Annotated in this window: 10 protein-coding genes; 2 read left to right on the top strand and 8 right to left on the bottom strand. The window is 69.8% G+C overall.

Features of this window, described 5'->3' with window-relative positions:
- The 4 genes from FMQ63_RS35240 to pgeF form a co-directional block, all read right to left on the bottom strand.
- Positions 1–468 (bottom strand): DNA-processing protein DprA (locus tag FMQ63_RS35240; RefSeq protein ID WP_194866456.1); only part of this gene is annotated, 468 nt, incomplete at its 3' end.
- A 139-nt stretch (positions 469–607) separates the two neighbouring features.
- A complete protein-coding gene (locus FMQ63_RS35235) occupies positions 608–1,813 on the bottom strand; it encodes a LysM peptidoglycan-binding domain-containing protein (protein WP_026114208.1) in 1,206 nt (401 codons plus the stop codon).
- A 26-nt stretch (positions 1,814–1,839) separates the two neighbouring features.
- Positions 1,840–2,700: a tol-pal system YbgF family protein gene (locus FMQ63_RS35230; protein WP_011553056.1), complete on the bottom strand. Its 861-nt coding sequence runs from the start codon at positions 2,698–2,700 to the stop codon at positions 1,840–1,842.
- An 84-nt stretch (positions 2,701–2,784) separates the two neighbouring features.
- Positions 2,785–3,546 carry a peptidoglycan editing factor PgeF gene (pgeF, locus tag FMQ63_RS35225; protein ID WP_020478601.1) on the bottom strand — a complete coding sequence of 254 codons (762 nt, stop codon included), beginning with the start codon at positions 3,544–3,546 and terminating at the stop codon, positions 2,785–2,787.
- 178 nt (positions 3,547–3,724) lie between these two features.
- On the opposite strand from pgeF, the gene FMQ63_RS35220 reads away from it, so the two are divergent.
- Positions 3,725–5,662, top strand: coding sequence for a diguanylate cyclase (locus FMQ63_RS35220; RefSeq protein ID WP_011553053.1), 1,938 nt, complete (start codon positions 3,725–3,727; stop codon positions 5,660–5,662).
- A gap of 4 nt (positions 5,663–5,666) precedes the next feature.
- On the opposite strand, the gene FMQ63_RS35215 is transcribed toward FMQ63_RS35220, so the two are convergent.
- The 4 genes from FMQ63_RS35215 to FMQ63_RS35200 form a co-directional block, all read right to left on the bottom strand.
- Positions 5,667–6,260, bottom strand: a complete 594-nt coding sequence (locus FMQ63_RS35215) for an SGNH/GDSL hydrolase family protein (RefSeq protein WP_011553052.1) — start codon at positions 6,258–6,260, stop codon at positions 5,667–5,669.
- Between the two features lie 22 nt (positions 6,261–6,282).
- Positions 6,283–7,764: a trypsin-like peptidase domain-containing protein gene (locus FMQ63_RS35210; protein WP_011553051.1), complete on the bottom strand. Its 1,482-nt coding sequence runs from the start codon at positions 7,762–7,764 to the stop codon at positions 6,283–6,285.
- A gap of 97 nt (positions 7,765–7,861) precedes the next feature.
- Positions 7,862–9,451, bottom strand: a complete 1,590-nt coding sequence (locus tag FMQ63_RS35205) for a glycoside hydrolase family 57 protein (RefSeq protein WP_011553050.1) — start codon at positions 9,449–9,451, stop codon at positions 7,862–7,864.
- A 25-nt stretch (positions 9,452–9,476) separates the two neighbouring features.
- On the bottom strand, positions 9,477–11,747 hold the full coding sequence (locus FMQ63_RS35200) for a DUF4912 domain-containing protein (protein ID WP_225909221.1): 2,271 nt from the start codon (positions 11,745–11,747) through the stop codon (positions 9,477–9,479).
- Positions 11,748–12,051: 304 nt separating this feature from the next.
- Between FMQ63_RS35200 and FMQ63_RS35195 the strand changes: the two genes are divergently transcribed.
- Positions 12,052–14,611: glycosyltransferase family 4 protein (locus FMQ63_RS35195; protein ID WP_255509289.1), on the top strand; the 2,560-nt coding region annotated here is incomplete at its 3' end.

Here is a 14,611-nt window from a genome sequence, read left to right as displayed (position 1 = left end):
CACCACCCCCACCCCCGACGCCGCCACCTGCCGGGCGAAGCGCCGCGCGAACGGCAGGAAGCCCTGATCCGGATGGCGGCTGCCTACCATGGCCAGCCGACGCCGCGGCAGCCCCGGCACGCCCCGGTAGAAGAGCACCGGCGGCGCATCCTCCACCTCCGCCAGCCGCTCTGGATAGGCCGCCTGCCCCTGGAACGCCACCTTCATGCCCGACGCCCGGCAGGCCTCCCACACCCGCCACGCCACCGGCGCCAGGCGCTCTACGGAGGCGAGCTTGCGACGAACCTGTGAGGAAACCGGCGCCTGGGACACCCAGTCTCGCACTGGAGTCGCGGCGAGCGGCGCGAGGCTTCCGTCCGCGAACGCGCGCAGGGCGACCAGCGTCCTCGGCCCCAGGCCGGGAACGGCCCAGAGCGCGAGGCATGCCTGCTGCTCCGCCGTGAGGATGTCCGTCTCAGCGTCCGCCATACCCGTCCCCCGCTCGATACCCACCTATATGAAGGTGGGGCCGCTGGGAGGGGCGCGACACATAAACACCGGACCGCCACCGGTCAAGCACTCAGCCCCTCCATCCGAGGGGCCCATTGCATTTTTCCTGCCGCGCCGCTCAGCGGCTGGCCGAGGGCGACGCGCCCGCGGACATGTGGGCGCGGTCGCCGGGGACCAGCTCCTCCAGGGAGCGGGTCATGAGGCAGTTGGAGGTACGCTCCTTGACCTCGGTCACCATGCACGCGCCGATGCTCCGCCAGGGGAAGGACTGCTCCTCCTTGGACGGCTTGCGCACGTCGTGGCCCAGCACGTGGCGGGACGGGTCCCCCTTGCGGAGGATGTTGAAGGTGTTGCCCAGCTCCACGCCGTCCGCGCTGCCCTTGTCCACGACGATGCTGTGGTTCTCACCCAGCACCGTGAGGTACGGCACCAGCGCGGTGATGACGGTGCCGTCCACCTGCTTCGCGTTCGGCTTCGGCGCCACGCGCTCGGTGAGGCGCTCACCCACGGGGCCCACCAGGTCGCCACGCTCGATGCCGTCCCACGTGTCCATGATCTGCGCGGTGACGATGCCGTCGCCCACGCGCTGCACGCGCAGGGTGCCCACGAAGTCGGTGAGGAAGCCCAGCGGGCGCCCGGTCACCGGGTGCTTCACGGCCTGGGTGGTGTGGTAGACGACGTAGCGGTCCCCCACCTTCACGTCACCCTTCCGCTTGAAGCGCACGTAGACGCTGTCCGGGAAGGAGAGCATCACCGCGTTGGAGGGCGAACCCTCGATGCGGCCGGCCTCGTCCAGTTCGCGCTGGGTGACGAAGCCCTGCGTCGTCACGGGGACGGAATTGGCCAGGTCGACGCCAATCTTGCCCGTCACGATGACCTGGTCGTTGGAGGTCATCTCCATGGGGGCCGTCACGTCGCCCTCGTCGACCACCATCTCCGTCACCTGGGTGGGGACCTCCTCGCCCGCGGCGAAGAAGCGCACCTGATTGCCGGGGTAGATCCAGTGCGGGTTGGCGATCTCCGGGTTGTAGGACCAGACCTTGGGCCAGTACCAGGGGCTGCCCAGGTAACGCTGGGACAAGTCCCACAGCGTGTCACCGGACTCCACGGAGTGAACCTCACCGGGAGCGCTCTCACGGCCCCGGGGCGCGCCGGGCGGCATGGCGACGGAGGTCGGCGGCGCGGAATCGGGCGCCTCGTCCATCACCTCGGCGCCGCCCATCTCCCCGCCCGTGTCCTGCTCTTCCTCGTTCTCCTGCTGGGCGTACGCGGTTGGCGCGACGGCGAGGCTCAACATCAGCGAGGTGAGAATCCGGGAGCGCATCGCGGGACGTCCTTTCGAAAGAAGCATCACTGGGGGAGCGCGGCGAGCCGCTGTTCCGCCTGGGTAGCAGCCGCCGTCCCCGGGAACTGGGTGACGACGCGGGTGTAGAGCACCTTGGCATCCGCGGACTGATTGAGCCGCATCCGGCACTCGGCGAGCCGGAGCATGCCGTCCAGCATGGCGTCCCCGGCGGGATACTTGTCGATGAGCCGCTCGAACGTCTTCGCGGCGCCCTTGAACTCGTTGAGGCCAATCTGGCCCAACCCGCTGAAATAGAGCGCGTTGTCGGCGCGCGGGTGACGCGGGTTCTCATCAGCGAAGCGGCGCAGCTTCTCCACCCCGCCCTCCACGTTGCCGGTGCGCAGCATGTTCACGGCCTTGTCGAACTCCGCGTCGAGCACGTCGGGGTCCTGCTGCTCCCCCGCGTCCTCGTTCGACGCAACCATGGTCGCGGCCGACGCGGCGCTCGCCGACACGGCGGACCCTTCGTCCGGCGCGGGGCTGATGAACATCTCCATCTGCTCGTCGTCCGGCTCCATCACCGCCACGGCGGTGGGCAGCTTCGGCGCGGGCTCATGGCGCGGCTTGAGCTTCACCACCGCCAGCTCCGGCGTGGCGCCCAGCGACTCCTGCGCGGACGCCTCCACCTTCACCGGAATGGGACGCGCTGACGGGCCCTCACTCGAAGCCCCCGCGCGCGACACGGCGTCGTGCGCCTCCAACCGGGCCACCCGCTCCACCAGCCGTTCCTGGGACGCGCGCAGCGTGCGCAGTTCAGAGCGCAGCGCACTCACCTCCGCCTCCGAGGAAGCGGTGGTGGCGCAAGCGCCCAGCGCACACAGGGGCGCGGCGGCGAGCAGACGGAAGATGACGGAGCGCGCGGGCACGGGCCTTTTTCAGCAGAGGGGTCCCCCCGAGGATAGGAAGGCCCGTCGGAGAGCGTCAAGAAATCGGCCCCACACACCGGGTGGCTAGAAGCGGTGTACCACGTAATTGAGGTGCCGCCCCGTCCGCCCCGCGTCCCGCCGGTGGGAGAAGAAGCGCGTGGGCTCACACGCCGTACAGGCCTGTAGCACATCGACGTGGGCCAGCTTGAGCCCCGCCCCCACCAACGTCTGACGCACCGCGCGGGTCAGGTCCAGCCGCGGCTTGCCTTCCACCCACCGCACCACTTCATCCCCGAAGCGCGCGCGGAAGCGCTGCGCCAGCTCCTCCGACACCTCGTAGCAACAAACCTGGATCGACGGCCCCACCACCGCCAGCAGCCGCTCCGGCCTCGCACCGCGCGCCACCAGCACCTCCACGGCGCGCGCGCTGATGTCCGCGTCCGTCCCCCGCCAGCCGGAGTGCACCGCCGCCACGCCGCGACCATCCGGGTCCACCAGCAGCACCGGCACGCAGTCCGCCGTGCCCACCGCCACCCAGCTCCCCGGTGACTGCGTCCACAGTCCGTCCGCCTCGCCCTCCGTGGGGCGCAGCCCCTGGGCCCCCTCCCCGCTCCGGGCCTCCACCACGCGATCACCGTGCACCTGCGACACGCGGCTCAGCGCTTCGAGCGGCGCGCCAGCGGCCTGTGCAAGGCGGCTGTGGTTCTCCTCCACGCGCGCCCGCTCGTCGCCCACGGAGAAACCCAGGTTGAGTGACGCGTAGGGCCCCTCCGAACAACCGCCCGCGCGGGTGGTGAAGCCGTGCGGCACCGGCAACAGCGCGGAGGTGAGAAACTCGGTCGACATGGAATCTCCAGGAATCCACCTGATTGATGCATCAGGAGGTGATCCAGCGTCAGCGCAATCGTAGGATGATTTCGCCGCTTCGTTTGACAGGTAGCGTCAGCCACCTGACAATTCATGGACCGTCCAAACTCCGTGAAACCAGTCCGAACCTCCGCGCTCGAGAGCCGCGAGCACCCGTATGCCCCTGGGTCCCGACACTGTTGGTCGCAAGCTGCTGTGGAGCATCGCCCTGCCCGGGCTGCTCGTGGCGCTGCTGGGCGTCGGCCACTTCTGGCGTGAGGCGCGGGTCGCGGTCCAGGACGCCACCCAGGTGGAGTCGCTGGCGCTGGCGGAGTTCGTCGCATCCACCTTCACCCTCCCGCAGGCACGCGGGGCTCCGGCCCATGGCGCGGTGACGGAGGTGATGCGCTCCGACACCCGGCTCTTCCGCTCGGTGGAGGACGTCCGGGTGCTGACGCCGGATGGGCGCATCCTCTGGTCCCGCCGGTCGGGTGAAGAAGGCACGACGCACCCGGAGGCCGCGCGGCTGACGGCCCCTGGCCCGGAGCGGGCGCGCTCGGTGGCGCAGATGACGGAGGTCATCCGTCCCCTCGGCGGGCCCGAGTGCGCCGGCTGCCACACCTCCGGCGACGTGCCGGGCGCCAGCATCCTGCAGCTGCGGATGGCGGAGCCGGCGCTCCACCAGCAGCTGTCGTCCGTGTTCGGCGCGGCGCTCGGCTCCATGGGCCTGTTCGTGGTGCTGCTGGCGCTCATCACCGGGCTGGCGCTGCACTTCGTCCTCACCCGCCCGCTGCGCAAGCTGAGCGTGGCCATGCGGCGCGCGGAGGCAGGCGACCTGCTGGTGCGCGCGGAGGCGCGAGGCACCGACGAGCTCGCGCAGCTGGGCTCGGCCTTCAACCAGATGCTGGCGCGGCTCACCTCCATGAAGGCGGAGGAGATCGACACCCACCGCGACCTGGAGCTGGTGAAGGAGAAGCTGGCCCTCAAGGACGAGTTGGAGGACCGCCTCAAGGAGCTGTCGCTGCTCTTCGACGTGGCGCGCTCGCTCAACGCCACGCTGGAGCTGGATGAGCTGCTGGACGCCGTCACCCGGCTGGTGACCGAGCGGCTGCGCATCCCCGAGTTCTCCATCATGTTGATGAACCCGGAGAGCCTGCTGGAAATCAAGCACGCCTGGCCGGAGGGCCGCGGCGCGGAGGGCCTCACCTTCGCGCTGGGCGAAGGCGCCTGCGGGCGCGCGGCGGAGACGCGCAAGTCGGTGTACCTGCCGGACACGTCGGACCGCTCCAGCGTGTTCGCCAAGCCGGACCTGGTGAAGGGCGGGCTCAACAGCGGCGCGCTGCTGGCGGCGCCCATGGTGCACATGGAGACGCTGCTGGGCGTGATGAACTTCCAGCGCCCCGAGGTGGCCAGCTTCTCCGCGGAGGAAATCGAGCTGCTCAACGCGGTGGCGGACGTGGTGGCCACGGCGGTGAAGAACGCCCGGCTGCACGCGGAGACGGTGAAGCTCACCATGACGGACCCGCTCACCGGCGTGCCCAACCGCCGCCACCTCTTCCAGCGCATGGAGCTGGAGCTGGCGCGTTCGAACCGCTTCGGCACCCCGCTGGCGCTGCTCATGGTGGACGTGGACCACTTCAAGCGCATCAACGACCTGGCCGGCCACCGCGTGGGTGACGAGACGCTGCGCCGGGTGTGCGACGTGCTGCGGCTGCGCGTGCGCAAGGTGGACACGCTGGCGCGCTACGGCGGCGAGGAGTTCGTCATCCTCCTGCCCCAGACGAACAAGGCGGAGGCCATGGAGGTCGCGGAGAAGCTGCGCCGCGCCGTGGCGGAGTCCGTGGAGCTGGTCCAGCCGGGCCTGCCGGGCAACCACGTCACGGTGTCCATTGGCGCGTCGCACTTCCCCTCCGACGCCTCCGCCCAGGAAGAGCTGGTGGACTGCGCGGACGCGGCGCTCTATTTCAGCAAGCGCACCGGCCGGAACCGCACCACCCAGTACGAGGCCGGCATGGAGCTGCACCCGGGCCGCGAGCGGGGCCCGCACACGCCCACGGCCGAGCCTCCCGCCGTGACTGCCGCCCCCAATCCTCCGGGTGGCGTGGCCAAGGCGTAGGCGCTCAGCGGCTCACGAGCGTCTGCGCCGTGGGCAGCAGCAGGTCCGCCCACTCCTCATAGCCATCGGCCGACGGATGGAAGCCGTCGTCCGAGAAGAAGTGGGGGCTCTTGGGAATCATGTCCTTGCTCGCCGTGAAGAGGTCCACGTGGTGCATGCCGTGCACCCGGGCCACCTCCGCGATGGCGGCGTTGAAGGGCTCGATGCGGCCTTCGTACAGCGCCGCGGGCACCAGCCGCGCCACGGGGGCCAGCGCCAGGTCCGCGAGGTTCACCACCACCAGCGGCGCTCCGGTCTGCTTCAACCTTCGCGCGATGCGGTCCAGGTCGTCTTGGAAGTCCTCCACGGGCGTGCCGCGCCAGAGGTCATTCGTCCCGATGCCCAGCGTCACCAGCGTGGGCTGCGCGGCCACGGCGCGCTTCACCTGCCCCGTGAAGACGTCACGGATGCGCGCGCCGCTCTGCCCCAGGTTGGTGAGGCCCACGGGCAGGCCAACAGCGCGCAGCCGGGAGGCGAGGCGCTCGGGATAGCCGCCTCCTCGCGCCGCCCCCACGCCCACGGCCGTGCTGTCTCCAAGCGCGACGTAGTTGACGCTCATCCGCCGCTCCCACGCGCCGGACTCACGGCACCCGCAGGGCGCGCAGGTTGCGAGCCCCGCCCGGCGCCGTCACGCGCAGCAGCAAGGTGCTCCCGGACTCGGCGCCCTTGATGATGCGGGCCAGGGCGTCCGCGTTCTCCACCTTCTTGCGGTTGGCCTCGATGACGACCATGCCGGGCTCCAACTGCGCGCGGTCCGCTGGCGAGCCGGGCACCACGTCGGTGATGAGCGCGCCGCTGCTGTCCGTGAAGCCGGCCTGCTGCGCGGTGCGCGCATCCAGGTTCTGGAGGCTGACGCCCACGCGCCGGGAGCTCTCCTGCTGGTCCTCCGGCCGCTGCTTCCCCGAGGCCACGCCCTCCAGGTCTGGCCGCGTACCGAGCGTCACCTTCACGTCCTGCTTCTTGCCGTCGCGGTAGAGCGTCAACGTGGAGGTGCTTCCGGGACGCTTGAGCGCCACGGTGCGCGTCAGCTCGCCGCTGGAGGTGACGGTCCGGCCGTCGATGGCGATGACGACGTCATCCTGCTTCAGGCCCGCCTTCGCCGCGGGAGACGACGGCATCACCTGCGTGAGGATGGCGCCTTGATTCACGGGGAGCTTGAGCGCGCTGGCCAGGTCCCGCGTCAAGTCCTGGATGCCCACGCCCAGCCATGCGCGCGTGACGGAGCCTTCCTTCTCCAACTGCGGCAGCAGTGAACCGATGAGATTGCTGGGCACCGCGAAGCCGATGCCGGAGCCACCGCCGACGATGGCGGTGTTGATGCCCACCACTTCGCCCTTCATGTTGAAGAGCGGGCCGCCCGAGTTGCCCGGGTTGATGGCCGCGTCCGTCTGAAGGAACTCGTCGTACTGGCTGGCGCCAATCTCACGCGCCCTCGCGGAGACGATGCCCAGGCTGACGCTGGAGGCCAGACCGAAGGGGTTGCCAATGGCCACCACCCAGTCCCCCACGCGCAATGCATCCGAGTCGCCCAGCTTCACGGTGGGCAGGTTCTCCACCTTCTCCTTGAGCCGCACGAGCGCCACGTCCGTGAGCGGATCACGCCCCACCACTTCGCCGCTGAAGCTGCGTCCGTCATCCAGGCGGATGGTGATGCTGACGGCATCCTCCACCACGTGGTTGTTGGTGAGGACGACGCCCTTCGGGTCGATGATGAAGCCGGACCCTGCCCCTTGGCGCAGCGGCTCGCGGCGCGGCCTGCCGCCCTCGCGGCCTCCACCGAAGAAGCGCTCGAAGAGCGGGTTGTCCTCCATCCCACGCGGAACGCCGCCCCCTCGAGCCTGCACGTCCACGTTGACCACCGCCGACTTCACCGACTCCACCAGCGGCGCCAGCGACGGAAGCGCCTGGGCCTCCCGTGTCGCGGGCTGGAGGACGTTCCCGGCGCCCGGCTGGGTGGCCGCGGGCGGCGACTTTGGCGCCTGCGAGACAGCAGCAGCGGGGGGCAACGCGACCAGGAGCGCGGCGACGAGCGCCTTCCGGAACGAGACGGTCGAACGGTTCATATGCAGACCAAGCTAAAGCCGAAAACCAGCCCCGCAAGCCAAACCGTCTGACGTGGCGACAGGAGGACACATCACCCCACCCTACTCCCCCCTGGCCTCAGGCAGGCAGATAGAGGCGGTAGTCCAGCTCTGGATAGAGGTTGTCCCGCCCCTCCACGAGAGAGAGCCAGCCCTCGTCCAGACTGCCGCCGCGTAGCTGCTCGTGCAGGCGCTGGAAGCGCAGGATGTGCTCGCGCGTGCGGCGCTGGGCGTACTCCACCATGGTGCCCGTCTTCATGATGAAGGCCCAGTCGGAGGACTGGGCGAGCAGCAGCTCCCTGGCCGCCTGATTGAGCGCGCGACGTTGCAGCTCACCGGCATCCGGGAAGTCACGCGCCAGTTCCACCATCTGCTTCGCGCAGTGATTGAGGTGGCGGTAGATCCAATCATTGCTGCCGTCGAGCCACATGTTGGCGTAACCGCCCGCGCCCCACGAGGACAGCGGCGGCGTCGCCACCTGATTCTCCGGGTGCTCCCGCAGGTCATCCAACGGCGTCACCAGCCGGAACGTCTTCTGGTCATACGCGACCTTGCGGATGAGGAAGTCGAGGAACTGGGGCCCCTCGAACCACCAGTGGCCGAAGAGCTCGGCGTCATAGGGCGCGACGACCACCGGCTCCCTGCCGCCCAGGCGCGAGGCCAGGTCTTCAATCTGCCGTTGGCGGTTGAAGAGGAAGTTGCCCGCATGCACCGAGGCCCGCTCACGCGCGGCGAGCGGATCATAGGGGCGCTTCTCGTTCGTCTTCCCGGTGATGCGGAAGTACTTGAAGCCGGTGTTCTTGCGCTCGCCGGTGGGCTGGATGAACGGGCGGATGTAGTCCAGGTCCAGGTCCCAGCCGATGTCCCGGTAGAACTCGCGGTAGTCCGGGTCGCCCGGGTAGCCGTGCTCGGTGCTCCACACCTGCTGGCTGCTCTCCGGGTCTCGGGCATACGCGGCGACGCCCGCCTCGGTGAAGACGGGTGCGTAGGGGCCATGCAGGGGCCGGGGCACGGCGTCCGTCAGGCCGTGCGTATCGACGAAGAAGTAACGAATGCGCTCGCTCGCCAGCAGGCGATCCAGGCCCGGGTAGTAGCCGCACTCGGCGAGCCAGATGCCGGCGGGGTCCCTGCCGAAGTGCTGGCGGTAGTGGTTCGCGGCCACCGTCACCTGCGCGCGGACGGCTTCGGGCACCTGCTGCATCAACGGCAGGAAACCGTGTGTCGCGTTGCAGGTGAGGATGTCCAGGTAGCCCGCGTCCTGGAGCCGCCGGAACGCGGCGACGAGGTCGCGCTTGTAGCGGTCATGGAACGCGCGGCGCAGGGACTCGAAGTGGTCCCGGTAGAAGCGGGCAATGGGGCCGAAGGTGGCGTCGTCTCGCGTCCGATGCACCTCTCGCGCGCCCAGTTCGCAGAGCAGGTCCAGCCGCCGTGCGTAGCGGCTCATCAGCAGCTCGTCGCGCAGCATGGAGACGAGCGTTGGAGACAGCGTCATCGCGAGGCGGAACGGGACGCCGTCCTCCGCCAGTCCGTCGAAGACCTGGAGCAGCGGGAGGTACGTCTCGGAGATGGCCTCGTAGAGCCAGTCCTCCTCGAGGAAATCCTCATGCTCGGGGTGCCGAACGAAGGGAAGGTGCGCGTGGAGCACCAACGCGAGGGAGCCCAGGCTCATGGTCGTTCAATGTCTCCGTGCGGGTTCAGGAGCGGCCGTCGTCCGAAGGCGGCTTCCGGGGAGGCGGCTCCGCCGCGTCGTGGGTGGCGTGGTCCTCGCGGGCCTCGAAGGAGGAAGGAGTCGCCGTGCGACGATGCGCCGCGCCTTCCGCACGGGACCGACGCACTTCGAAGTAGCGGTGGTCCTCCTCCGCGTCGGCGTCTCCCTGCGCCTGGGCGTCGCTGCTCGGAACCGTGGCGCCGGATGAACGTGGCGGAGCCTCGAAGTAGCGGTGGTTCTCCTCGACCGCGGGGGGATGAGTACCGGCGCCGTGAGCATCCTTCGCGGTGGTTCCGGTTTCTGTGCGTGCTGACGTATCGGCAGCGCCCGACGGTTGAGCCGGAGCACCGAGGAAGCCTCGACCCGAAGCGCCTGTCCCCTGCGGAGGGGAATCCAGGTGGCGGCGCTCCGATACGCCCGACACCCGTTCCGGGGCATCCAGGTAACGACGCTCCGAGGCGCCTGCCCGCTGCGGAGATGACTCCAGGTAGCGTTGCTCCGATGCGCCCGGCGCGCGGGGCGGCGACTCCAGGTAGCGCAGGTCCGACGCTCCCGGAATGCGGCTTACGTCCAGGTGATGCGGTTGCGAAGTCGCCGCACCTTCCGCATAGCGGAGGTCCGACGCACCCGGAATGCCCTGCACGTCCAGATAGCGATAAGGCGAAGCGCCGCTGACCGGCAAGCGAGTCGCACCGCCTTCCGCGTAGCGCAAGTCCGATGCGCCCGGAATGCCCTTCATGTCCAGGTAGCGGTGCGGTGACGTGTCACGGCCTGCCTGGCGTGCCGCGCCGCCTTCCGCGTAGCGCAGGTCCGATGCACCCGGGACGCCCTTCACATCCAGATACGCACGGGGCCCTGGCCCCCTCCCCGCCTCGTGAGCGTCCCCTTCCGCATGACGCATATCCGAAGCCCCCGGTGCACGGCCCAGGGTCTCCAGGTAGTGCGACACGGGAGCAGTCACGGGTCCACGCACCTCGCGCGCATTCCGCAGCGCCGCAACCGACAGATAGCGCTGGTCCGAAGCCCCCGCCGCTCGCCCCACCGAGTCCGCGTACCGTTGGTCCGAAGCCCCAGGCACGCGCTCCACCGACTCCACGTACTGCTGGTCCGAAGCGCCCGGCGCTCGCGCGGGGCCCTCCAGGTGCGCCTCCGTCATGTCCCTGCCACGACGCTCCCTGTGGACTTCCGGCACATCCAGCACGCCACCACTGCCCGGCAGGTTCACCCGGCGCCATGACACGTACTCGCGCTCCTCTTCCGGCGGCGCTTCCACGACCGCCGCGGGCAGCGCCGCCTCGAGCGGAGGAACCCGAAGGAAACGCACCGTCAAATCCGTGGAGACACCCGCGGGAGGCAGCGTCACGCGGTTGCTCGAAGCACCGATGCGGCAGCTCCGCCCATCACGACCGACAAAGTGCGCCTCCACGCGATACGTCCGCCCCGACGGCAACCCTTGGATGTAGAAGCCGCGAGCCTCCACCGTGAAGTCCAACTCCCGCTCCATCTGTTCGTCACCGAACACACGAAGCACGGTACGCGGCGCCTCCAGTGCATCCTGCGCCCGCAGCAGGGCCCCCAGGCTGAAGTCCCAGGACACGAAGAGCGTGTGCGGGTCCCTTGGCAACAGGAGGACGGCGTCGTCCTGATACCGCTCCGGCAGCGCACCCAATCCCTCGGCATCCACAGGGGGCGGAGGCGGAACCGGCGCGCTCTCCACCAGATGGTGGCTGCGCGCCTCCTCCTCGCCAGCCACGCGCGCCACGAAGAAGCCCTCCTCCACGGGCTCCGCGGGCTTTTGCACGGGCGCGGGCCGTGTGACGGGCCGCGGCACCGGCTCCGGCGCGGGAACGAGCGGCCTCGTGACAGAAGGCATGACGGGCGTCACCGGCTCACGCGCCCGTTCCACTCGGGGCTTGGGCGGGAACGTGACCACCTTCGCGGGTTTGACAGTCGGCTTGCTCCCGGGCTTCTCGGAGGCCCGCTTGGCGGCCACCCGCTTGGGCGCGGACACCCTGCCCTGGTCTTGCGCGCCGTCCGTCTTGGGCTTCGCGGCGGTCGGGGACTTCGACTTCCGGGGCGCCTTCGCGGCGTCAGTGGCGGGCGTCTTGGCCTTCCTGGCGGCGGGGGCCCGGGCAGGAGATGCAGCGGGTTTCGTGGCCGAGCGCTTGGGAAGCACTCGGATGCCCGCCAACCGGGCGAGCTTCGCCAGGGCGGGGACATAGGCGGCCAGGGCTGCGAGCAGCTCCTCTTTTTTCATACGACTGTAGCCGCTCCCCAGGTGCTTCCGTGCCAACTCCCTGAGGTAGCTGACCGTCACGCTCTTGAGGTCTTCCATAGGCAAAACCGGCCTTTAGGTCGCTGGTCGTAGAGGGTCAACGTGCCAGCATTACATGTGTTCTTCGCCCGACCCCCTTTCTCGTTTCATCACCCGATGACACTCAGGGGGCGGCTAGGTATCCTGCCCACGCTTGAGCGACCTGCCCAGACTGCTCCTGTGCAGTTTCGACGTCATCCCCGGTCCGTCGGGTTCATCCCGGCGTTTGACCGAATACTTGAAGGCGTTGCCGGACCGCTTCTCCGTGGTGGTGCTATCGGCGAAGACGCCTGACCACTCCCACATCGAGAAGTACCAGGGCGCCCGGCTGCTTCGCGTCCCGGTAGGCTCGGGGGACCTCGCTTCGCGCATCCAGGCCTTCGAGCGGGCTGTGCGCCGGCAGCTCGAAAGCGAGGACTACGCGCTCGCCCACTTCACGGACCCCTTCGGCGGATACGCAGTGTGCGAGCTGAAGGGAGACTACGGGTACCGGCTCATCTACGAGGCCCAGACGTTCCCCTCGCAGGAGCTGCGGTACACCCACCCACAGACGGAGGGGGACCGGCGATTCCTGTCGAAGATTCGCAGGCAGGAGCTGTTCTGCCTGATGAACGCGGACCTCGTCGTCACCGGCTCGGAAACGACGCGCGCCTACATCCAGTCGCTCGGCGCCAGTGAGGAGCAGGTCCGGGTGCTGCCCGCGCCGGTGGACCTCCAGCCCTTCACGCCCGAGGTGCTGGGCGCCCCGGACGGCGAACCGCTCCGGATGATGTACCTGGGCAGCCAGGTGGGGTGGCAGGGCCTGTCCACGCTGCTGCGCGCGGTGGAGGTGGCGGCCCGGGAGGAAGAGGTGCGTCTGACGGTGGTGGGCGCGCGCCACGCGGACTGGCAGCCGCACCTGGATGACCTGGTGAAGGAGCTGGGCCTGAGCGACCGGGTGGAGTTCCAACCCCCGGTGCACCACGACGACCTGGCCAAGGTGCTCGCGCTCGCGGACGTGGGCGTGCTGCCCATGGATGACGTGGAGCGCAATCGCGTTCAGGGCGGGCCGCTGGCGAAGGTGTCGGAGTACTGCGCCGCGGGCCGCCCCATCATCGCGGCGGACCTGCCCGTGACGCGGGAGCTCATCCCGGCTGGCGCGGGCGTCTTCTTCCCTCCGGGCGACAGCCAGGCCTTGGCCGACCGCATCATCGAGCTGGCGCGCGACGTGAAGCGTCGGATGGAGCTGGGCCAGGTGGCTCGGGCACACGCGGAGGCGGCGCTCGACGCGGGGCTCATCCGCGGCAAGCTCCTGGACCTGTATGACTCGCTGCTGGAGAAGCGGTCGGAGCCCGTCTCCACCACGAGCGAGGACAACCTGCCCGCGCTCACCACGGTGACGGGAACGCCCACGAACCGACTGGCGGCGCTGCTACCTCCCGAGCCCGCCCCCACGGCGGCACCGGTCTCCAAGAAGGCGCCGGAGCCTCGGAAGGACAAGGACGCGCCTGCCGCGGGGCGTGCGCGTGAAGACCTGCCGCTGGTCATGGGGCAGGTGCTCGATGAGGGGCTCGACACGCGCCTCATCAAGACGGAACTCGAGACGAATCCCATCGAGCCGCCCGTAGTGATGGGCGCGCCGCTGCGAGAGCGCTCCGCAGCGGCCGCCGATGCCGCGACCACCACGGTCCGCGAGAGCGAGGCCTCCGCATCCAGCGTGGCCGGCAACGACGCGACGCCGGAAGGTTCCGCGCACGACGCGAGCGACGACGACGATTCCGAAAACGCGCTTCCCATCGTTCAGGCAACGGAGGTCGAAGACGCGGACGAACCCCCGTCGCCGACGCCCATCGTCAAGGCGCCGATTCCGTCAGCGCAGGCCTCTTCGACGGTGAGCGGCGATACGAGTGAGCACGCGGCGACGACGCCCGTCGTGAAAGCGCCCTCCTCCTCGGGCCGGTTCTCCTCCGTGCAGAGTGACGACGGCAGCGAAGCCTCGGGGACAACGCCCATCGTCAAGGCGCCATCGTCGTCAGGCCGGCTGCCGTCGGTGCTGAACGAGGACGGCAGTGAAGCCTCGGGGACAACGCCCATCGTCAAGGCGCCATCATCGTCAGGCCGGCTGCCGTCGGTGCTGAACGAGGACGGCAGCGGAGCCTCGGCGACGACGCCCGTCGTCAAGGTCCCCCCACCTCCGGGCCGGTCTCCTTCGCCCGTGGGCGCGGATTCCAGCGAAACGTCATCAGTGACGCCCATCATCAAGGCGCCCGCCGCGCTGAACCGAACGGACGTGGGCACCAGCGAAGCTTCCGGGGACGCTGATGAAGCCCCCGCGCCGACCCCGGTCGTCCGCAGCCCCGTCATCGAAGCGCGCTACGAGCCACCCTCGCACACGCCGGTGGTGCGCTCGCCCTACGACCGCCAGCGGGACGAACCACCCGCGCCGACGCCCATCATCCGCGTGCCCACCGAGCTGCACCAGGAGCTCATCCCCACGCGCGCATCCAGCAGCGGCGGAACAGACTCCTCAAGCCGGCCGGAAGAGTACCCCACCCCCACACCCATCGTCCCCGCGCCCTCCTCGCTGTCGAGCCGGAGCATCTCGGCGCGAATGGAGACGCCCGTCGGACGGATGACGGCACTGACGCCCCAGCAGCGGTCCACGAACACGGAACGGCCGCCGCCCATCTCCCGCCCGGGTGCCTCCGAAGCAGAGCGCTTGCCGCCCATCCGAGGAGGCGCGTCCGCGAACACACCGGAGCGCCCGCCTCCGATCCTCCACCCGAGCACCTCGACGCCGGAAGCCGACCAGCCCCCCGCCCTGCCTC

Source organism: Myxococcus sp. CA005, assembly GCF_006518205.1.
GTDB lineage: Bacteria > Myxococcota > Myxococcia > Myxococcales > Myxococcaceae > Myxococcus > Myxococcus xanthus.
This window is presented reverse-complemented; position numbering and strand designations above follow the sequence as displayed.